General features: G+C 40.2%; 19 protein-coding genes and 2 pseudogenes. 7 read left to right on the top strand and 14 right to left on the bottom strand.

The annotated features are described in order from the left end of the window. Window positions 1–111 precede the first annotated feature (111 nt). Window positions 112–672 (bottom strand): TetR/AcrR family transcriptional regulator, encoded by a 561-nt coding sequence (locus tag F885_RS16830; protein ID WP_004806520.1) that lies wholly within the window; start codon window positions 670–672, stop codon window positions 112–114. A gap of 449 nt (window positions 673–1,121) precedes the next feature. Between F885_RS16830 and F885_RS16835 the strand changes: the two genes are divergently transcribed. Beyond that, window positions 1,122–1,976: a hypothetical protein gene (locus tag F885_RS16835; protein WP_005313320.1), complete on the top strand. Its 855-nt coding sequence runs from the start codon at window positions 1,122–1,124 to the stop codon at window positions 1,974–1,976. Window positions 1,977–2,157: 181 nt separating this feature from the next. Continuing rightward, window positions 2,158–2,613, top strand: a complete 456-nt coding sequence (locus F885_RS16840) for a DUF441 domain-containing protein (protein WP_005204306.1) — start codon at window positions 2,158–2,160, stop codon at window positions 2,611–2,613. A gap of 85 nt (window positions 2,614–2,698) precedes the next feature. Here the strand turns inward: F885_RS16840 and F885_RS16845 are convergent, their stop codons facing one another. Beyond that, complete coding sequence (locus tag F885_RS16845; RefSeq protein ID WP_171068183.1) at window positions 2,699–3,619, bottom strand: LysR family transcriptional regulator; 921 nt, start codon at window positions 3,617–3,619, stop codon at window positions 2,699–2,701. Between the two features lie 242 nt (window positions 3,620–3,861). Here F885_RS16845 and F885_RS16850 point away from each other — a divergent pair, with 242 nt between their 5' ends. Next, window positions 3,862–4,557, top strand: a complete 696-nt coding sequence (locus F885_RS16850; protein WP_005204312.1) for an epoxyqueuosine reductase QueH — start codon at window positions 3,862–3,864, stop codon at window positions 4,555–4,557. Between the two features lie 51 nt (window positions 4,558–4,608). Here F885_RS16850 and F885_RS16855 read toward each other — a convergent pair whose 3' ends face one another. Then, window positions 4,609–5,400 (bottom strand): DUF4198 domain-containing protein, encoded by a 792-nt coding sequence (locus tag F885_RS16855; protein WP_005313315.1) that lies wholly within the window; start codon window positions 5,398–5,400, stop codon window positions 4,609–4,611. Window positions 5,401–5,597: 197 nt separating this feature from the next. On the opposite strand from F885_RS16855, the gene F885_RS16860 reads away from it, so the two are divergent. Then, window positions 5,598–6,818 (top strand): MFS transporter, encoded by a 1,221-nt coding sequence (locus tag F885_RS16860; RefSeq protein ID WP_005313312.1) that lies wholly within the window; start codon window positions 5,598–5,600, stop codon window positions 6,816–6,818. A 23-nt stretch (window positions 6,819–6,841) separates the two neighbouring features. On the opposite strand, the gene F885_RS16865 is transcribed toward F885_RS16860, so the two are convergent. From F885_RS16865 to F885_RS16890, 6 genes are all read right to left on the bottom strand, one after another. Then, window positions 6,842–7,450 (bottom strand): DUF2238 domain-containing protein, encoded by a 609-nt coding sequence (locus F885_RS16865; RefSeq protein ID WP_005313311.1) that lies wholly within the window; start codon window positions 7,448–7,450, stop codon window positions 6,842–6,844. Between the two features lie 95 nt (window positions 7,451–7,545). Beyond that, window positions 7,546–8,499, bottom strand: coding sequence for a siderophore ABC transporter substrate-binding protein (locus F885_RS16870; RefSeq protein WP_004806492.1), 954 nt, complete (start codon window positions 8,497–8,499; stop codon window positions 7,546–7,548). Between the two features lie 9 nt (window positions 8,500–8,508). Continuing rightward, entirely contained in the window at window positions 8,509–9,273 is a 765-nt protein-coding gene (locus tag F885_RS16875; RefSeq protein ID WP_004806490.1) for an iron ABC transporter ATP-binding protein, read from the bottom strand. Continuing rightward, complete coding sequence (locus F885_RS16880) at window positions 9,264–10,220, bottom strand: iron chelate uptake ABC transporter family permease subunit (RefSeq protein ID WP_005313304.1); 957 nt, start codon at window positions 10,218–10,220, stop codon at window positions 9,264–9,266. The genes F885_RS16875 and F885_RS16880 overlap by 10 nt, the downstream gene beginning before the upstream one ends. Beyond that, on the bottom strand, window positions 10,210–11,166 hold the full coding sequence (locus F885_RS16885; protein ID WP_005313302.1) for an ABC transporter permease: 957 nt from the start codon (window positions 11,164–11,166) through the stop codon (window positions 10,210–10,212). Before F885_RS16885 ends, F885_RS16880 begins: the two co-directional genes overlap by 11 nt. Before the next feature lie 292 nt (window positions 11,167–11,458). Beyond that, the gene (locus tag F885_RS16890; protein WP_005313300.1) at window positions 11,459–12,442 is read right to left on the bottom strand and encodes an ion transporter; all 984 of its coding nucleotides are present in this window, start codon (window positions 12,440–12,442) and stop codon (window positions 11,459–11,461) included. A 270-nt stretch (window positions 12,443–12,712) separates the two neighbouring features. On the opposite strand from F885_RS16890, the pseudogene F885_RS16895 reads away from it, so the two are divergent. From F885_RS16895 to F885_RS16910, 3 genes and pseudogenes are all read left to right on the top strand, one after another. Next, window positions 12,713–13,474 (top strand): annotated as a pseudogene (locus tag F885_RS16895) (DASS family sodium-coupled anion symporter); the annotation flags it as partial. A gap of 77 nt (window positions 13,475–13,551) precedes the next feature. Next, a protein-coding gene (locus F885_RS20485) for an IS3 family transposase (protein WP_085944219.1) occupies window positions 13,552–14,696 on the top strand; the annotation gives its coding sequence in 2 pieces (ribosomal slippage) (window positions 13,552–13,816 and window positions 13,816–14,696; 1,146 coding nt in all). Window positions 14,697–14,756: 60 nt separating this feature from the next. Continuing rightward, a pseudogene (locus F885_RS16910) lies at window positions 14,757–15,455 on the top strand (anion permease); the annotation flags it as partial. Window positions 15,456–15,565: 110 nt separating this feature from the next. On the opposite strand, the gene F885_RS16915 reads toward F885_RS16910, so the two are convergent. The 5 genes from F885_RS16915 to F885_RS16935 form a co-directional block, all read right to left on the bottom strand. After that, window positions 15,566–15,787: a hypothetical protein gene (locus tag F885_RS16915; protein ID WP_005313289.1), complete on the bottom strand. Its 222-nt coding sequence runs from the start codon at window positions 15,785–15,787 to the stop codon at window positions 15,566–15,568. Between the two features lies 1 nt (window position 15,788). After that, entirely contained in the window at window positions 15,789–16,811 is a 1,023-nt protein-coding gene (locus tag F885_RS16920; RefSeq protein ID WP_005313286.1) for a hypothetical protein, read from the bottom strand. Between the two features lie 60 nt (window positions 16,812–16,871). Then, window positions 16,872–19,511, bottom strand: coding sequence for a bifunctional aconitate hydratase 2/2-methylisocitrate dehydratase (locus F885_RS16925; RefSeq protein ID WP_005187778.1), 2,640 nt, complete (start codon window positions 19,509–19,511; stop codon window positions 16,872–16,874). Window positions 19,512–19,770: 259 nt separating this feature from the next. Then, on the bottom strand, window positions 19,771–20,130 hold the full coding sequence (locus tag F885_RS16930; RefSeq protein ID WP_005204329.1) for a hypothetical protein: 360 nt from the start codon (window positions 20,128–20,130) through the stop codon (window positions 19,771–19,773). Between the two features lie 102 nt (window positions 20,131–20,232). Then, window positions 20,233–20,718 carry a DUF4124 domain-containing protein gene (locus F885_RS16935; RefSeq protein ID WP_005313283.1) on the bottom strand — a complete coding sequence of 162 codons (486 nt, stop codon included), beginning with the start codon at window positions 20,716–20,718 and terminating at the stop codon, window positions 20,233–20,235. Window positions 20,719–20,815 lie beyond the last annotated feature (97 nt).

The raw sequence follows: 20,815 nt of genomic DNA, 5'->3' as shown, positions 1-20,815 counted from the left end.
GGTATTAACCTCGGTTTTTCTTTTTTAAACATGAGTTAAATTAAGCTTAATTTTTTATTTATATTAATTTTCATAAAACCGTCATTAAAAAAAACTAAACAAAATAATTAATTAAGCCGCCTCTAAATGAATCAAACGCTCAATATAATACCAACACTCTTCGATTTGAGCATGATCCTTATTCACTTTTGCATAAGCCGTCATGCCATCTAAAATATTAATATACATTGCAGTAAGCACATGAGGTTGAAATACTTTAGCCTTTTCAAATAAATCTTCAACCAAAGCCATTAACCACTCTCGATATTCGACAATTGGCCCAATAATAGAGGGATATTGTTGTAGAATTTCTAAAGAAGCTTTTTGAAACATACAACCATGAAAATCATCGGAATTGAACCAAGATAAATGCCAAAAATAGACTGCCTTGATTTTCCCCAAATAATCATCTGCTTCGATTAAGCTAATTTCATGTTCAATGGCCGCCTGAATACTTTTATTCCTTCGAGACAAGCACTCTTCGATCAAGTTCTCTTTGGAAGGAAAGTATTTGTAGAACGTCATCTTAGCAACACCCGACTCACTAATAATTCGATCCACACCCACAGAGCTGTAGTTATGACGGTTAAAAAGGTCTAGAGCCGTTGCAATAATATCTTCTTTTTTTGACATTTTATTATCCTTGTAGAATTCTATCAAAAAACTTAATGCATTATTTAGACATAGTTTACATGCTGGAAAATTCTGGCCACTATGTATGTTTATGTTATTTTAAGAGCATTAATAGAAAAGTCGTATTTTCTTTATTGTTCCTTTTATAGGGTATGTAAAAATCAGTCTACATACAAGATCATTTGTAAAAAAATCTTTCTATTTTTAAAATATTTGTTTTTTCCGTGAAACACTTCACTGTTTACTTACAGTTAAGTTAATTCATAAACTTTCTTGCTATTTTTTAGCCGACTTAATAAATTGATTTCACAAAAAATTCATTTTATATTTAAATCATCCAATAAAAAGTTCTTTGGTTGAACTAATAGTTATATTCATAAGCAACCAAACAAAATCTAACTAAATAATTGGAAAAGCAATAATATTATTAATTCATCGAGTACAAGACTATGCCAAAAAAATTTGAAAACTTTAACGACCCAAGACAGAAAGCTATTGAAGGAATGAAGAATAGTATTTCTGCAGAACAATGGAACAAGAACCTGAACTTTCTGAAACAACTACGTGCAGAAATTTCAAATCACCCTGTTTCACGCCATCCAGCTATTCAACTTTTAAATGATGGTGTAATTGATAAAGAAACCTTAAAACACATTCATTTAGAATATCGCCATGCCATCGTACAAGTATTTACTGATGCTTTATTAATGGCTCAATTTCAAACCAAACAGTTAGAACCGCGCTTACTCTCTGGTTCAAAAATGTTCCCTCGTTTTTTACTTAATCTTAATATTCTGGATGAATTTGGTTTCCGTCCTGGTTTAGACGAAGAAGGTTACTATTCAGGCAATCCTGAGTATGCCCACTACCCACTATTTGAAGATGTGTTAAATGACTTTGAACTCAGTCAAGCAGAACGGAATGACTATCAACCTTCTCTTATTTCACAACGTGTTCGCAATTATCTGGAAAACTCATTTCATAGCTATCAAGCCGTTTCTGCCCTGTTAGCAGTCGCGGAAGAGGAAGTCATTTTATTTAGTCCTGCATTGCGTCAAGCAACCAACGCTATCGGCTTTGATGTTAATAGCGGTTATTACTATGTTCATGGTGTTTCACATGATGCCTCAGCGGAAGCGGCTGATGATGATCATGAAGACGATTTATGGTTCGTATTGGCACAGGCCTGTGTTGAATCTGAATATGCATCGATCCGCCAAATTTGCCTTGAATATTGCGATTTATGGGAACAGTTCTGGGATGAGCAAATTGCCTATTATGGAGCATTCAAAAAACTGGCTTAATCTCTTTCACACAAGGAAGCCATCTTCAACTTTTAGTTGAAAGATGGCTTTTTAATACTTTGGAGAATCTACAAACGTATGAGTGAAAAGGCCATCGCCTCTACTGTTAAAATGAATTTAACCGAAGTTAACCTACAATTTACGATATAATTCAACTTTCTTTCCCGCAAACGTTTCGCGCATGTTTTCACAATTTGATGTCAACTTATTGGTTCTGCTTGTTTTATTGGGTTGCGGTATCTTTAGTCAAAACACGGCAGTCACAGTCGCAGCAGCATGCCTGATCTTAGTTAAACTGACTCCTCTAAATCAGTTTTTCCCCTATATTCAAAATCATGGTTTGAATATTGGCATTATTATCCTGACCATTGGTGTCCTTGCACCGATCGCAAGCGGCAAAATCAGCGGTGAAAGCATTCTAAAATCATTTATCAGTATTAAATCATTGGCTGCGATTGCAGTTGGGTTATTAGTGGCGTGGCTCGGTGGACGCGGTGTCAAACTGATGAGTAATCAACCCGATGTAGTTGCAGGACTTCTGATTGGAACGGTTGCAGGCGTTGCGCTATTACGCGGTGTTCCTGTAGGTCCATTGATTGCCGCAGGAATCTTATCTCTTCTCATTGGCAAGTCTTAAATATTGAATGCTTGCATGCATTATCTTATTGCTAAAAGGTAGAAGGCTATTTCCCTCTACCCTTTAAATTGCAATCAAAACTCAATTATTGCTCGTAATAAACCGTTCGCATCTTAGAAAACTTTTCAAGTTGCTTAATAAAGCCCTCAAAATAGTTTTTTTCCTTATCTTCTGTTCGATAACCAGCATATAAGGTACGTCTCAATCCTTGTGGTGAAACACAGGTTAAACGACGGCTTACTACCCAACCTTTTTGCTCATACTCATTCACCACCCAATCAGGCAAAGCTGCAATACCACGCCCACTGGCAACCAATTGAATCAGCATCTGAGTAAGATCAGTAGTACGAATATGTTTGGGTTGAATATTGGCAGGGATAAACAAGTGCGCCATGATATCAAGACGATGCTTATCGACGGGATAGGTAATTAAAGTTTCTTCTGCCAAATCTTCGACTGAAACCTGTTCAGCACGCGCCAAGGGATGAGTGTTGGAAAGCACTAAACGAGATTCATATTCAAAGATCGGAAAGTACTCAATCCCTTTTAATGCAATCGGGTCAGCGGTAATCAATAAATCAAATTCCGCATTTTGCAATAACTCGTGCGGATTAGACTCAAAGCCTGCTGCAAAGTCTAGGTCCACATCTGGATATTGCAGGCGATATTGATTGAGTAATGGCATGAGCCAATCAAAACAGCTATGGCATTCCGATGAGAAAATAATTCGTCCCGTTTGCCCATGCACAATACGGGTAATATCGGTTTGTGCAATTTGCACCTGTGGCAGTACATCATCTGCAAGTTTCAGTAAACGTTCACCCACATTGGAAAAACTCACAGGACGGCTACGACGGTTAACCACTTCCACCCCATACCAGTGATCCAATTCTTTTAATTGATGTGAGATTGCCGATGGCGTAAGACATAAATCTGTCGCTGCAGATACCAATGAACCGTGCTCTCTTAAAGCAATTAACGTTTTTAAATGACGGAGTTCTAACACGACCACTACCATTATTGAATTTAATTCATCTTAACATGATATTAATTAGTTTGTCTCAACATGACTTTTATTTCATTATTTACCCGTTCACGGGCGTTTAAAAACTCAGCACACCAATTGCAATTGATACACTGGTGCTTTTGGTATTAAAAAATTTTCAGCATGAACTGAGAACATTTCATGGAATTAGAGCTCCACAGACGTTTAAAGCTTTTACAATAAACAATTCACTTTTGCAGACCATGCCGACGATGCCTCATCCAAGTCAAAAGACGCTTGAACGCCAAACACTCAGCCTACCTGAAGGACACGACAAACTGTTGCTGCATTCATGCTGTGCACCATGTTCAGGTGAAGTGATGGAAACCTTGATTGAGTCTGGCATCGACTTTTCAATTTTTTTCTATAATCCGAATATTCATCCAGTCAAAGAATACCTAATCCGCAAAGAGGAAAATATTCGCTTTGCCGAAAAGCATAATATTCCGTTTATCGATTGTGACTATGACACGGATAACTGGTTTGCCCGTGCCAAAGGTATGGAAAATGAGCCTGAGAAAGGCATTCGCTGTACCATGTGTTTTGATATGCGCTTTGAACGTACCGCACTATATGCCTATGAACATGGCTTTAGTCTGATCAGCAGTTCACTAGGCATTTCACGTTGGAAGAATATGCAGCAAATTAATGACTGTGGCCTGCGTGCAGCGGCGCATTATCCAGATATCCAATATTGGGATTATAATTGGCGAAAACATGGCGGCGCAGTCCGTATGCTGGAGATCAGCAAACGTGAAGAGTTCTATCAACAAGAATATTGTGGCTGTGTCTATTCACTCAGAGATAGCAATCGCTGGCGTATGAGCAATGGTCGTGATCGCATTAAATTGGGCGTTAAATTTTATAGTAATGCGATGGATGATGAGTCAAATCAATAAAATTGACATCAAAATAAAAGGCTAATTCAGATGAATTAGCCTTTCCGCTTCTTAATTTACAGCAACACTGATAATGCTATAGAACTGATTGCTTGGCTTTTGCTTCGCATCAACTGCTTCGCTGACCTCAATCAGGTACTCGCCTGCTTTAGCAAAAACTAAATCAGCACTGCCATCTGCGGCTGTCTTCAAGCTAATGCCTTGCTTATCGGTTGCACCTTTGGCACGAATGGCCACATTGGCATTGGCCAAAGCTTGATTGGCTTTCGATACTTTAATTTTCACCGTTTGATTGGCCTTTAGCTCACTTGGATGGGTTAAAAATTCAACTTGAATCGGTGCTGTGCTTACTTGCACTGGCGTATTCTTCTCTTTAGACACATAAGTCAAAAATGTCCATTCACGGGTAATTTCAACAGGTGTAAATTTTTTCGCTTTTAAATCTGAAGGAATGACAAAATCACGCTCAGCTTTAGCAGGTGCTTTGTCTGCGGGCATATCAAAGAACATTTTCCATTCTTTTTGATCTTGTACATATTTCAACGGATAACTGGCACTGGTTTTGACCGTATAAGTCCCTGCTTCAGGCAATTTCAAATCAAATACAGTTGCCGAACTGAGCTTAGAATCTGGCTCAATTGTGGTTTTCGTATTATTCGGTGCGGTAATTTCAAACTTCGCATTTTTTAATGCATATTCACTTTGTAAAGCTTCTTCTGCATAACCCGAGATAATTGCGACTTGGGTTTGTTCTGTTGTATAAGCAAGCGGCGCAACATAGGGCTCATGAGCAAAGCTATAAACTGAAACAAGCAACAATGGACTAATTAATAATTTTTTCACTCTTTTCCCACCCTTTATAAAAATTCAGCTAAAAATTTCTGCTTTGCATTATACACAAATGAAAATAATTATCATTCAATTATTGTGTTTTTATATAGTACCGCCCCCAAACCAATTGAGATAAAAATTGTGTTCTATTTCACCTTTCCCAAAGCGAGTCGAATATAATACGGCGGTACTTTTAGACTCGAGATATTATGTCCTCGTCAAGCTCTCCCTTGCACTCATCTCCCTCACCCAACTATTCCTTATTCCTGGTTATTTTCTCCCTTGCAGTGGGTAGTTTCTGTATTGGTACTACTGAATTTGTGGCAATGGGATTGATTCAAGAAATTGCCACCGATTTAAATGTCAGTGTGCCACATGCAGGCTATTTCATCAGCGCCTATGCACTCGGTGTCATGGTGGGTGCACCGATTATTGCGATCTTAGGCGCAAAAGTACCCCGTAAGACACTATTGCTTAGCTTGATGCTTTTTTATGGCTTGGCCAATGCAGCAACCGCTTTTGCCACTACACCTGAAGCCATGCTACTGTCTCGCTTTATTGCAGGATTTCCACACGGTGCTTACTTTGGCGTAGCGGCATTGGTTGCGGCTGAACTGGCAGGCAAACAACGCCGTGCCACAGCGATTGCACAAGTCATGATGGGTTTAACGATTGCTAATGTCATTGGCGTGCCGATTGCCACATGGTTGGGTCAACAATTTGGCTGGAAATCAGGTTTTGAGTTTTCTGCGGTGATTGCGTTTATTACCCTGATTGGTGTCAGTCTATTTGTTCCCAATATTCCATTGCAGAAAACGGCCAGTATCAAAGCCGAGTTGGCGGGTTTAAAAAATATCAATATGTGGCTGACCCTTGCCGTTGGTGCAATTGGCTTTGGTGGCATGTTCTCGGTGTATAGTTATGTTTCACCGATTCTAACCGAATATACCCATGCCGATATTCGTGTGGTGCCTGTGGCCCTTGCAATTTGGGGTGTAGGTATGGTGATTGGTGGTCTGGTTGCTGGCTGGTTGGCAGATAAAAATCTGTTTAAAACCATTATTGGCATCTTGATCAGTTCAGCACTCGCTTTTGTCGCTGCCAGCTTTATGATGTCTCATCTCTATACTGCGATTGCGGCCCTATTCTTGATCGGCTTTACCGTGATCGGTCTTGGTGGTGCCTTACAAACTCATTTGATGGATATTGCAGGTGATGCACAAACTTTGGCTGCGTCATTAAATCACTCAGCTTTCAACTTAGCCAATGCGCTCGGTGCTTTCTTGGGTGGTTGGGTCCTCAGTCATAATATGGGCTGGTTAGCACCGATTTGGGTGGGTTTTGTATTAAGTTTAGGTGGTCTAGCGATTCTATTGATTGCGCTAGCGTACGCCAAATATTCACAAAAAAATGAATCTGCCGTGTCTTAATGGCAGATTCATTACTGTAAAAATTACGACATTAACTCTGCTATTTGTCGATCATGCCATCGAGAGAATAACAATAAGGCTGTGATCGACCCAATCAAGGCAAAAAACATATCTGACTGTGTATCCCACTCATCCCCTTGTGTCCCCAAAAACTCTTCTGCCCCTTGCCCCAAAGACAATGCAGCCGCCCATTCAATCAATTCATAGCTGGCACTGATGGCCAATACAATACAGATCACAATGAAACTGAGCATTTTGCCTTTGCTTAAAATATGGTTGCGGATCAGGATTTCACGCGCAGCTATGGCAGGGACAAAGCCCTGCATAAAATGTCCAATTTTGTCATAAGGATTACGTTCTAAACCAAACCATTGTGCCATTTCAAAACCCAACGGCACACGCGCATAGCTATATGCCCCGCCCACAATCAGCACAATGGCATGCAAGAAAATCAGTCCATATAATAGAGGAGTGAGTGGAAAAGCTTTATAAGTCGCAAATAATAACGGGACCACAATCAATACAGGTATCACTTCAAGCCACCACGTGGTTCGATCAAAAGGCTGAATTCCGGAAATCAGCAGCAAAATGGCTAAAATCGCCGTACCCAAATACAATAAAGAAATACGCATGATGTTATAAAAGTAGTGATTTATTAAATCCCATCATATAAAAAACCCAAAGGAAGTCCTTCGGGTTTTTGTTATAAAATTAGCAGATTAAATTTTTATTTCACGGCATCTGCCACTTCTTTCAGCATCGCCTTCATGCCATCCAAACCATTGTTCATTAAATACCAGTTACTTGAATCTAGATAAACAATATTGCCATTTTGCGCGGCTTTAGTTTGGTTGATAATCTTATTATTCAACACTTGTTTTGCACCTTGCTGATTTTCAGTAATTGCAGCACCGCGGTCAATCACGAATAGATAATCTGGATTTTTCTGAGCGATAAATTCATGCGACACCGCCATACCATGCAAGCCCACTTTGATTGAAGGATCTGCAGGAGTAAAACCATATAGATCATGGATATTACCGAAACGTGAGCCTGGACCATACGCTGCAATTTTGCTGTTATTGACCAAGATTACTAATGCTGTTTTACCCTTAGTCTTGGTTTTTAATGCGTTAATGTCTTTTTCTAAAGTTTGCAACTGTTGCTCTGCTTCTGGCTTTTTACCCACCATTTCAGCGATATTTAGGGTTTGCTGTTTAAAGGAATTAAACTGATCGTTGTAATCCACATCAACAAAATAAGTTGGCGCAATCTGTTTAATCTGGTCCATCAAATTTTCCATACGGCCACTCATGAGAATCAGTTCAGGCTGACTGGCTGCAATTTTTTCCAGATTGGGCTCTTTGGCTGTTCCAATATCCAGATACTTCCCATCATTAAAATCTTGCAGTACTTTCGGTAAGGGCGTGCCTTTGGGTAAGGCCACCACTTTATCACTCGCACCCAAGGCATGAATGGTATTTAGGGCATTGGTATCCAGTACCGCAATACGAGACAAGTTTGCAGGAATCGTGATCTGACCAGCCTTGCTGCTAAAGCTCAAACTATCCTGTGTCGCAGTAGCATTTACATCCTGTTTTGCAGAAGGTGCTTCGGAATTACCACATGCAGCCAAGACCACACTCAGCATCATGACTGGCAATGTTTTTTTGAAAAGCATAACGAACTCCTAACTAATAAAATACAAACCTAATTTGTGCTGTTGAACCTGTTGAATCGGGATATGAAAATCAAAAATATCATTGAGAATACGTTCATCCATCATCTGCTGTGGATGACCTTGGTAGACCAGTTGCCCTTCTTTCATGGCAATGATGTGATCGGCATAGACCGAGGCAAAATTGATGTCATGAATTACCACAATGATGGATTTTCCATGATTTTCAGCCAGATCTTTTAACACCTTCATAATCTGTGAAGAGTGCTTCATATCCAGATTATTCAAAGGTTCGTCCAGCAAAATATAATCAGTGTCTTGTGCCAGAATCATGGCGATATAAGCGCGCTGACGTTGACCACCTGACAGCTCACTCAGTTGGCGATGGCGTAATGCTTCTAAATCCATATAAGCAATGGAACGGTTAATCACCTCACGATCTTCTGCGGTTAAGCGTCCTTGTGAATAGGGAAAGCGACCAAATGCCACCAAATCTTCAATACTCAGTCTTAACTCGGTGTGGTTGGACTGTTTTAAGATGGCCAGTTTTTTTGCAATCTCGGCACTTTTCATTTGGCGTAGATCCTGTCCATCCAGCAAAACTTGTCCTTGATCAGCCTCGATTAGACGGCTCATAATCGAAAGCACGGTACTTTTTCCCGCGCCATTCGGGCCAATAAAAGCCGTAAACTGACCTTTGGCAATACTGAGTGAAAGCTCTTGTACCACCTGCTGTTGCTGATAGCTTTTGCTTAAATTCTTTAGCTCTATTGCCATTTTTTATTTTCCTTCAGTAATATCCAGAAGAAATAAATTCCACCGACAAAATTAATGATCACACTGAGCGTGGTTTTAAGATTCAATAGATGTAATACGATGAATTGCCCAATCATCAGACACAGGATGCTGACCAAAATAATGCCGACTAATAAGATGTGATGTTGATGGGTCTTGAACAGCTCGAGGGTAATGTTAAGGACCAGCAAGCCAAGGAACATCATCGGGCCTGCCAAGGCTGTCGCAGAAGCAAGTGCCAGCACCACAAGGATGAGAAGCAAACGACTGGTCTTGTCATAATCCAGACCTAAGTTCAGAGCATGATCTCGTCCCAAGGCCATCACATCGAGCTTGTGGTAGTGTTTTAGACTGTAAAGCAGAATCGGCACAATGGTCAGTAAAGACAGTCCCACCGTTTCCATTTTCACCACATTAAAACTGGCAAAACCGGCATAGGCTGCAATCTGAAATTCATCAGGATCAAGTAAGACCTGAAAGAAGGTTGTCATGTTGTCAAATAAGGTTGAGCAGATCAGTCCCACTAACAGCAAGAAGTAAATATTTTGCTGTGCAACTTTTTGGAAAATAAACCGATACAGCAGTAAGGCAAAAGTCACCATTAACAGCAGACTGATCAGATAGTCTGTCACAAAGTTAAGTGACAATAAGGTCGTGGCACCAAAGAAGTAAATAATTGCCGTCTTAGACAATTCATATAATTTATCTAGCCCTAAAGCTTGTGGTGTCACGACCCGATTATTGACAATGGTATGAAACACCAAGGTCGACACACCTACAGCAACGCCTGCGACAATGATTGCGGCAACAGTTTTTAAACGCAGACCGAGTGCATATTGCCATGTCACACCTAAGCCCCACCCCAAATACAAGGCAATGCTGAGGATGACTAAAAAGGCTACAACAATTAGCTTGGTTTTATGTGGCATAGCGGTATCTCCTGAGCAATAACCACAGGAAAATCACACTACCAACGATGCCCATAATTAGACTCACCGACACCTCATAGGGATAGATCACCACCCTGCCAAAGACATCACACAGCAGAACTAGCAAAGCACCCAGGAGTGCGGTATGTGATAAGGTTCGGCGGATATTGTCGCCTAGATATAAGCTGACCAAATTCGGTACAATCAGCCCAAGAAACGGAATCGCACCCACGGTCACAATCACCACACCGGTAATCACCGAGACCAATAACAAGCCCAAAAATAAGGTCTGTTTATAATTCAGTCCAAGATTGGTGGCAAAATCCTGTCCCAAGCCTGCCAAGACAAAACGATTGGCAAAGAGATAAATCAGAATCAAAACAGGAACACTGAGATAAATCAGCTCATATTGACCATTTAAAATGGTGGAAAAGTCACCTTGTAACCAGCCTGCCAAGTTCTGCAATAAATCCATTTGCAAGGCGATAAATGTGGTAAAGGCCGAGATGATACTGCCAAAAATCATCCCCACCAGTGGAACAAAGACGGTATCCCGATGCTTGAGGGTTGCCAGAATGCTCATAAAGGCCATTGCCCCGATCAGTGTCACAGTTATGGCAAAACCTGTTTTTACAAAAATTGAAGCACTCGGTAGCAAGATAATCGAAACCAGTACACCTAAACGGGCACAGTCATACAAACCAGCAGTGGTTGGAGAAACGAAACGGTTGCGACTAAGGGATTGCATAATCAAGCCACAGACACTCAGGCCCGCACCAGCCACAACAATTGCCATAAGACGCGGCAAACGACTGGTCCAGAACAATTGCCAATCCTGTGGATTGCCTGCCCACAAACCGGCAAGACTCATCTCGCCTACACCGACAAATAAGGAAATCAATGCCAGTGGAAGCAATAATAAAATTAGATAACGCCGCTTAATCATGTTGGGAGAACTTCATCAGTTGCGTAAACTTAAAATAAGCTTAAAAATTACAAAACATTAAACAAGAAACTATCACAAATGATAAAGATTATTGTTAACTTTTTTAAATGAAATAGTATCTGCGTGAAGTAACGCTTAATGAACTGAACTTTTAATTTTAAATAGAAAAGCTCTAAATCCCAGTGCTGCTGAGCTTTAGAGCTAAATTGAGTGTCGCCTCATCCGAATAAATGGCTAAGCATTACCAATTTATACTGAAGCCTTAGGCTACATTTTTATAATAAATTTCAAATTATTCAGGAAGCTTTTCACCACAATGTGGGCAGTAACGGCACAGTTTCTTTTCCTGCTCCTGATCTTCAAGCAGCTTTTCTCTGACCAGTTGCATAATAATTTCATGGGTCTGCTCTTTGGGTAAACCGACCTTTTTGCGAATCCGTTCAATTTCCACTTGATCATGCAGCAGATCCAAACCTTTGGCCTGAAGTACTTCCCTAAACTCTTGCTCCAGTCGCTGATTACGCATATTTAATTCATTGGCAAGGCCAGAAGCCAAAATACCCGCAGGTAAAGCAGCAATACCGACGCCAAGAATGGTAATGAATGCACCGAGTATCCGCCCCAAGTTAGTTACTGGTGTTACATCGCCATAACCAACTGTGGTTAAGGTGACCACTGCCCACCACATCGATTGTGGTATTGAACTAAACGCCTCAGGCTGGGCTTTATTTTCCACCACATAAATCGCGGATGCCGTCATCACGATCATAATCACCAAGATAAAAATGACCGCTTGGAATGAGCCTTTTTCGCGTTGAATCACGCGCAATAAAATTTGCAGGGAAACAAAATAACGGGTTAGCTTGAGTAAGCGAACCAAACGTAAGACCCGCAAGAAACGTAAATCGATCGGAACAATGAAATTGAGATAAGCAGGTAAAATCGCCAATAAGTCGATAATTGCCCCGCCACTTTTCATCCAGCGAACTCGTTGTTTCCACGCAGCCTCTTGTGGCTCTTCCTCAACAATACTCCAGAGCCTAAGCAGATATTCACCACTAAAAATCATGATCGAGAGATTTTCAAAGATATCGAAATAAGGCTTATACAGTTGATAAAATTCGTTGACGGACTCCAACAGAACTGCAGCAACGTTGCCAATAATCAAAGCAATCAATAGATAGTTTACGCAGGTACTTACCGTACTTTTATAGTCATCATTGTGCAAATTGTCATAAACAAAGCGTCTTAATTGCTGCCATGAAAATTGAGTCATACCATACTTATTGTTTGATCAAGCAAGCTGAAAATGTAGCATGATGCTTTCATATTTAATAAGAGATTTTAAGTGAATGCCCTATTTTTCTCGAATTAAACAAAATCATTCGCCAACTCATTGCCCTATATAACGCGGTTTCAACAAAATTTTCTTTGCAGTTTGGCGCTCGCGTCAACGATAATAAAAGCTTAGTGGTTATTTTCTTTAACGATTCATTCATAAAGAACTATAAATTTTATTAAACCCGTGACAACAAGGGGAATTTACATGGGATTTAAAGCTCTCCCGACGCTGATCTCTTTATTTATTGCATTACTGATCTGGTTCGTGATTCCTGTACCTGCTGGCGTTGATCCTGATGCATGGCATTTACTGGCGATGTTTGTCGGTGTGATTGCTGCCATTATTGGTAAAGCCATGCCGATTGGTGCGATTGCGATTATTGCCATTACTTTGGTCGCCGTGACAGGTGTTACCAACGATAGTCCAAGCGGCGCCATTCAAGATGCGCTCAGCAGTTTTGCCAATCCACTGATTTGGTTGATTGGTATTTCAATCATGATTTCTAAAGGTTTGCAAAAAACTGGACTCGGTGCACGCTTAGGCTATTTATTTATCGCAGTTTGGGGCAAGAAAACCATTGGTATCGGTTATAGCATGGTGCTGTCTGAGCTGATTCTTGCGCCTGTCACTCCAAGTAATACTGCACGTGGTGGCGGGATTATTCACCCGATTGTTCGTGCAATTTCCACCAGTTATGACTCTGATCCTGCCAAAGGCACCGAAGGTCGTATGGGGAAATACTTAGCTTTGGTGAATTACCAAGCCAACCCGATTACTTCTGCCATGTTTATTACCGCAACCGCCCCTAACCCTTTGGTGGTTGATCTGGTGGCTAAAGCAACCAATAGCCAGATTTCATTGAGTTGGAGTACATGGGCACTGGCGATGTTATTCCCCGGTTTGATTGCCTTAATCATCATGCCGTTGATTATGTACTGGATGTATCCACCTGAAGTCAAAGAAACTCAGAGGTGGATCAGGAAATTTGAACAACACTTATAAGTGATATTTTGCTCCCCAAATGATGTTATAAACATCAATATATGGAGTATTTTATGGCACGTAGACCAAGAAGAAATCATTCAAATGATTTTAAAGCTAAGGTAGCACTTGCTGCGATTAAAGCAGAAAAAACACTTGCTGAATTGAGTGCTGAATTTGATGTTCATCAAAACCAAATTATCGACTGGAAAAATCAACTGATTTCAGCTTCCTCGCAAGCTTTCGATCAATCAAAAGCTCCAACAGAACCACCCATCGATCTAAAAAAACTACATGCAAAAATCGGTGAGCAGGCATTAGAAATTGATTTTTTAGAAGGTGTGTTGAAGAAACTGGGCCGCTTCAACCACAAAAGTTAATCGATGACTCACTTCAGATTTCAGTATCTAAGCAAGCTCAGCTGCTGAAAGTCTCCCGTGGTTGTTATTACTATCGCCCAAAACCTGTGAGTGCATCAGATCTGAAGCTGATGCGGTGTATGGATGAGTTACATATGCAATACCCTTTTGCAGGTAGCCGTATGATGCGTGATTTGTTGAATCGTCAAGGACATCATATAGGACGACGTCATACACGTACTTTAATGAAGAAAATGGGCATTAATGCGTTATATTGCAAACCAAATTTAAGCCAGGCTAATCAAGCTCACCGCAAATATCCATATCTGCTCAAAGGATTGGCTATTCAGCGCAGTAATCAAGTGTGGTCTACGGATATAACGTATATCCCTATGGCAAAAGGCTTTGTTTATTTATGTGCTGTGATTGATTGGCATAGCCGCAAGGTACTTGCGCATAGAGTATCGATTAGTATGGAGGTTACATTTTGCATAGAAACATTAAATGAAGCTATTGAAAAATATGGTCGACCTGAAATATTTAATACAGACCAAGGCAGTCAGTTTACCAGTGATGCATTTATTGATGTATTGAAATCAAATGACATCCAAATCAGCATGGATGGTAAAGGTCGATGGGTTGATAATGTGATGGTTGAACGATTATGGCGGAGCGTTAAATATGAAGAGGTGTATCTCAAAGCCTACAGCAATGTTTTGGATGCGAAGAAGCAATTAAACGCATATTTTGAATTTTATAATTTGAAACGACCTCATTCGAGTCTGGACAAAATGACTCCAGATGAGTTTTACTATGACCAGCTACCACAACAAAATAAGGTAGCTTAACTAGAGCAGAGTATCACTTATAAATAAGCTTTTAGTTGTTCAAACATGTGGGACCACCTCTCTCCGAATGCGGCTCAGTTTGCCAAAACCAAGTTAAAAGAAATGGGCCCCGTCAGCAAAAATGAAATCATTATGCTGGGTGTATTTGGTATTTTACTGCTGTTATGGGCAGGTATCCCTGCCATGATTTTTGGCTCAGCTTGGGCAGTTGATCCCACCACGACTGCCTTTATTGGTTTGGGCTTGCTGCTAATTACGGGCGTACTAACTTGGGAAGATATCCTGACGCAAAAAAGCGCGTGGGATACCATCACTTGGTTCGCAGCTTTGGTGATGATGGCGACTTATTTAAATAAGCTCGGTTTAATCACATGGTTCTCAGGTGTGCTAGAAACTGGGATTGGTCATTTAGGTCTCAGCTGGATGCCTGCCTGTTTATTATTAATGCTTGCCTATTTGTATGCACATTATATGTTTGCCAGTACCACGGCACATATCACTGCCATGTTTGCTGCGTTCTATACGGCTGGACTGGCATTGGGCGCACCACCGATGTTGTTTGCCTTAATGATGGCAGCAGCATCAAGCATTATGATGACATTAACCCATTATGCAACAGGTACATCGCCTGTGGTATTTGGTTCGGGTTACACCACTCTGGGTGAATGGTGGAAAGCTGGCTTTGTCATGAGTATCGTCAATATCATTATCTTTGTGGTGATTGGTGGACTTTGGTGGAAAGTGTTGGGTTATTGGTAGGATAATTTAGTTTAAAAAAAGCCCCTTACAGAAGGGGCTTTTTCATATAACTAATTTGAAGGGTACTAGAATTATAAACCTACACAGCGAATAAAATTATATCAGTTTCATTAATCAGGTTTGATATCATAGACCCAATTTCGTGCTTGTTGCTCTGTTGTCGTTTCGCAAACATAGTAATCTTGATGCCACGAGTCTTGATGGAAAATTTCCTTTTTGTAGTAGCTTACTTGTTTGCCATTTTCAACACAGATAAAACTTTCACCTTGGTCTTTCACAGCAGAACCATTAAGAAATCCACCAATACATAAGAAGCGGGATTGTTTGGGCATTTTACGCCCCTTCCTTTTCCAGTGAGAATGCGGATTTTTTCAATTTTCTATTTTTAAGCCAATCTTTATATGAATCATAATCCCCATTCACACTTAACATTTTATCCAGACATGTCTGCATTGTTTCTACACAATATACTCCAGATTTTTCTAAATATCCTTTTAGAACAGCCTCTTCATAATCTAAAACTATAAAACTTGCTTTATCATAGTTACGTATTTGAGATAAAATTTTCGATATTGGAATAAATCTAATTATTTTATTATTACCACTTAATACCATACCTACTAATCTTGCTTTACTATTAGCTTCAAAGTTATATATAGTGCCACCGCTCATTCCATTATGATCATAAGTTTTTCCATTAAATATATCTGCACACTTTTCATAATCTATATATGGGTGCCCATATTCATCGAAAAAACACACTCCAATATCATGATGACGCTGTAAGTTAGTTGCATGAGAAAAACCCTCTGGGACTACGTCAAATTCAAATAAATTAGCTTCTAATGGATAACCTGAAGCAGCTAAAAATTGACCTTCAAAAATTTTTTTTGAAGATAAAATTTCAGTACACTCTTCTTTTTGTGTTATATCAACGTAATTATCTGGTTCAAAATCTTCATGAGGATTAAATAATTCAATAAAAACTACATCCGTATAATCTTGCCAACCTTCTACTTCAGGAATTAACTCACCAATAAACCAAACCTTTTTTGGCATTAAAAAATCACTCATACTTTCTACAATTTTTTCTTTAGATCTAATCCAAAAAGGTGAGGTATTTTGTAATGGATTTTCAATTATTTCTTTAATTACATGATAAGCAGTTAAAATAAAAAATTTACTTTTATACTTTAAAAGTATTCCACTTCCCCCCCCACTCATATAATCAACATGAAACCCATCACTCCATATATCTGAATTACCAACATAATTAAATAAAAACCTTCTAGATGACATAGCAACTTTTGATTTTTGATTATCTAAAAACTTTACTTTATTAATTTTTTTCACCATTTGAAATCTTAAAAAATAAGGGCTGATTACTCAGCCCTTATTTTTAGCAAAAACAATCGATTAGGTCAATTGAGCAGCCTGGATTTTCTTGGTATCAACTTGATCAGCTTCTTTTGTATATTCGCTCATCTTGTCGAAGTTCAAGTATTTGTAGATGTCAGCAGAAGCGCTGTCGATTTGTGACGCGTACTGTTGATATTCTTCTGGGCTTGGTAATTTACCAAGAACCGCAGCTACAGATGCAAGCTCAGCAGACGCCAAGTAAACGTTTGCACCTTGACCTAAACGGTTCGGGAAGTTACGAGTAGAAGTCGATACACATGTTGTGTTCGGTGCTACACGTGCTTGGTTACCCATACACAATGAACAGCCTGGCATCTCTGTACGCGCACCAGCACGGCCATAGATGTTATACAAGCCTTCTTCCATCAATTGATGCTCGTCCATACGTGTTGGTGGAGCCAACCATAAACGAGTAGACAATGAACCACCAGGTACTTTGTCAAGTAACTGACCCGCTGCACGGAAGTGACCGATATTCGTCATACAAGAACCGATGAATACTTCATCAATTTTGTCGCCTTGAACGTCAGAAAGAAGTTTCGCGTCATCTGGATCATTCGGGCAGCAAAGAATTGGTTCTTTGATGTCAGCAAGATCGATTTCATAAACTTTTAAGTATTCTGCATCAGCATCTGCTTTCAACAAGCTTGGGTTATCTAACCACTTCTGCATGTTTTCAGCACGACGCGCCATTGTACGCGCATCGCCATAACCTTCTGCAATCATCCACTTCAACATGGTGATGTTAGAACGTAGGTATTCAGCAACTTTCTCTTCAGAGAGTGTGATTGAACAGCCAGCAGCTGAACGCTCAGCAGATGCGTCAGAAAGTTCAAATGCTTGCTCAACAGTCAAGTCATTTTCCATTTCTGATAAATCGATCTCAAGGATACGACCAGAGAAGATGTTTTTCTTACCTTTCTTCTCTACAGTTAAGTCACCCGCTTGAATCGCGTAGTAAGGAATTGCATGTACAAGGTCACGTAAAGTGATACCAGGCTGCATTTTACCTTTGAACTTAACCAGTACAGACTCAGGCATATCAAGTGGCATTACGCCAGTTGCAGCTGCGAACGCAACAAGACCAGAACCCGCTGGGAATGAAATACCGATTGGGAAACGTGTATGTGAGTCACCACCAGTACCAACAGTATCTGGAAGTAACATACGGTTTAACCAAGAGTGGATAATACCGTCACCTGGACGTAAAGATACACCACCACGGTTCATGATGAAGTCAGGTAATGTATGGTGAGTTGTTACGTCAACTGGTTTTGGATACGCTGCAGTGTGGCAGAAAGACTGCATCACTAAGTCAGCTGAGAAGCCCAAGCACGCCAAGTCTTTTAACTCATCACGCGTCATTGGACCTGTTGTATCTTGAGAACCAACAGTGGTCATCTTAGGTTCACAGTAAGTACCCGGACGGATACCTTGGCCTTCTGCTAAACCACATGCACGACCAACCATCTTCTGAGCTTGCGTGAAGCCTTTGCCAGTGTCAGCAGGTTGTACTGGTGTACGGAACAATGTAGAAGGTGCAAGACCTAATTCTTCACGTGCTTTCGTTGTCAAACCACGACCGATGATCAAGTTAATACGACCACCAGCACGGACTTCGTCTAAAAGTACAGGCGTTTTAAGCTCAGCTTCTGCAATTTGTGCACCGTCTTTGAATGCAGTTACTTTTGCAGCAGCGTGATCAATTTTCAATACAACTTCGTCGCCCATGTTCATGTTGGCAACGTCGATTTCTACAGGTAATGCACCTGCATCTTCCATTGTATTGAAGAAAATTGGCGCGATTTTAGAACCTAAGCACACACCACCATCTTTTTTGTTTGGAATGTGTGGAAGTTCGTCACCGAAGAACCAAAGTACAGAGTTAGTTGCAGATTTACGAGAAGAACCTGTACCAACAACGTCACCTACGTAAGCAACTTGGTTGCCTTTCGCGATCAATTCTTTGATTTGGTTTAATGGACCAACTTCACCTGGTTTTTCAGGGTTAATACCGTCACGCTCGTTTTTCAACATTGCGTTTGCATGTAATGGGATGTCTGGACGGCTCCAAGCGTCTTGAGCTGGAGACAAGTCATCCGTATTGGTCTCACCTGTTACTTTGAACACAGTGATTTTGATTTCTTCTGGAACGTCAGCACGGCTTGTGAACCATTCTGCATCAGCCCAAGATTGTAATACTGCTTTAGCAGCAGCATTGCCTGCTTTTGCTTTGTCAGCTACATCATGGAATGCATCAAATACAAGAAGTGTTTTCTTTAACGCTTCAGCCGCTAATTCAGCAAGCTCAGCATTGTCTAGAAGTTCAACAAGTGGTGCTACGTTATAACCACCAAGCATTGTACCTAGTAAGTAAACTGCACGTTCTTTAGATACGAGTGGAGAGGTTGCTTCGCCTTTTGCAACAGCAGCTAAGAAAGCAGCTTTTACATATGCAGCTTGGTCAACACCTGCTGGAACACGATTTTCTAGTAAATCTACTAAATAAGCTTCTTCACCTGCTGGTGGATTTTTTAATAAGGCTACGAGTTCAGCAGTTTGAGCATCATCAAGCGGCTTCGGTGGGACTCCGAGTGCGGCACGTTCTTCAACGTGTTGGCGGTAAGCTTCTAGCACAGTGTTATTCCTCTTTTTTAAAAAATTACTTGTAAGTTCCAGCTTGCTACAAGCTTTACAAGTAATGTGGACAGCAAAATTTTACTAGACTTCGCGTTAAATGTTAATGCAACTACCGTATTTCTACGTGATGCCCATTATTTTATAGCGAAATGTTCATCCCTTGGAAATACCGCTTTGGTCTTAGGTTAAAGTCTAATAAAACAATAAATTACACCCATAAAAAAAGACAAACGGTGTTGTCTTTTTTATATACACATTAAAAAAGTTTATAGTTAGGCAGCTTGTCATGTGGGGTAACCAAGCATTCTTCCATAAACTGTTTCTTTAAATTCTCACGTAATGCTTCTGGATCTTTTTTCAGTTGATCGGCAGGAAGTGCATAAACTGTGTCCAAAATTTTAAAGATAAACTTACGTGTGGTCTCATCTTCAATCTTTGCCGCATATTCCGTTGCTTGTTTTTGCTCAATTCCATTTTGACGATCTAGTGTAATCGAACGTGCAGCGTTACCCACACTGACACAATAGCCATGCCATTGTTCTTCAGGGGTTAACGGCTTTTTCTCAGCACAACCAGCCAAAACTAAACCTATTGCAATAAACAAAACTTTTTTCATCATCATACTGCGGCTAATTTGATGCACACATCATACTGAAACTTGTTTATTTTGCAAAAGGAAGCCTTTAAAACAATGCTTTCCGTAATAAAAACATACAAATCATTTGCTACAACGCATGTTATTGCCTAACTTTTGACATTTTCCTCCATTGGCAGAGAGATATGTCGTTCCTGCGACGAGATTATAGGACTTACCTTTCGTATCCCAACATCTGACCCCATTGCAGTTTTTGACAGGGATAAGTACGTCACTTGTCGCAGTAAGATTACTTGTGGCTGTCGTGGTTGCAGTTACTGGCTTGTTTGGTGTTGTTGCTGTAGTTGCAGTCACTGTTGTGATTTTTGGCTCTTTCGGTGCCGTTCCAGTTTGTACATTTGCCTGTTGAACGATTGGAGTATTGCTATTCTTTTTAACAGGATCGAGTTGAGGTTCTTGTCTTTGTACAGGTTGTGGCGTTGCTGAATAGGTGGTGACGCCTTTGGCATCGACCCACTTATAGTATTCCTTGGCATTGACTTGGAGTGTCGAACTGAGGAGCACTAAGCCAAGCACTGCCCAAAGCTGACCAAAAGTGACAGATTTCATTTATTTTCTCCAAAAAATGTCATAAATCATTAATTTTCAATAACTTATATCAATTCTATCACATTTTTATTTTCTAAAATCATTCATTATGAAATCT

The organism is Acinetobacter higginsii, from assembly GCF_000369845.1.
GTDB lineage: Bacteria > Pseudomonadota > Gammaproteobacteria > Pseudomonadales > Moraxellaceae > Acinetobacter > Acinetobacter higginsii.
Note: the sequence above shows the minus strand (reverse complement) of the source record. Positions and strands in the feature narration are given on the sequence as shown.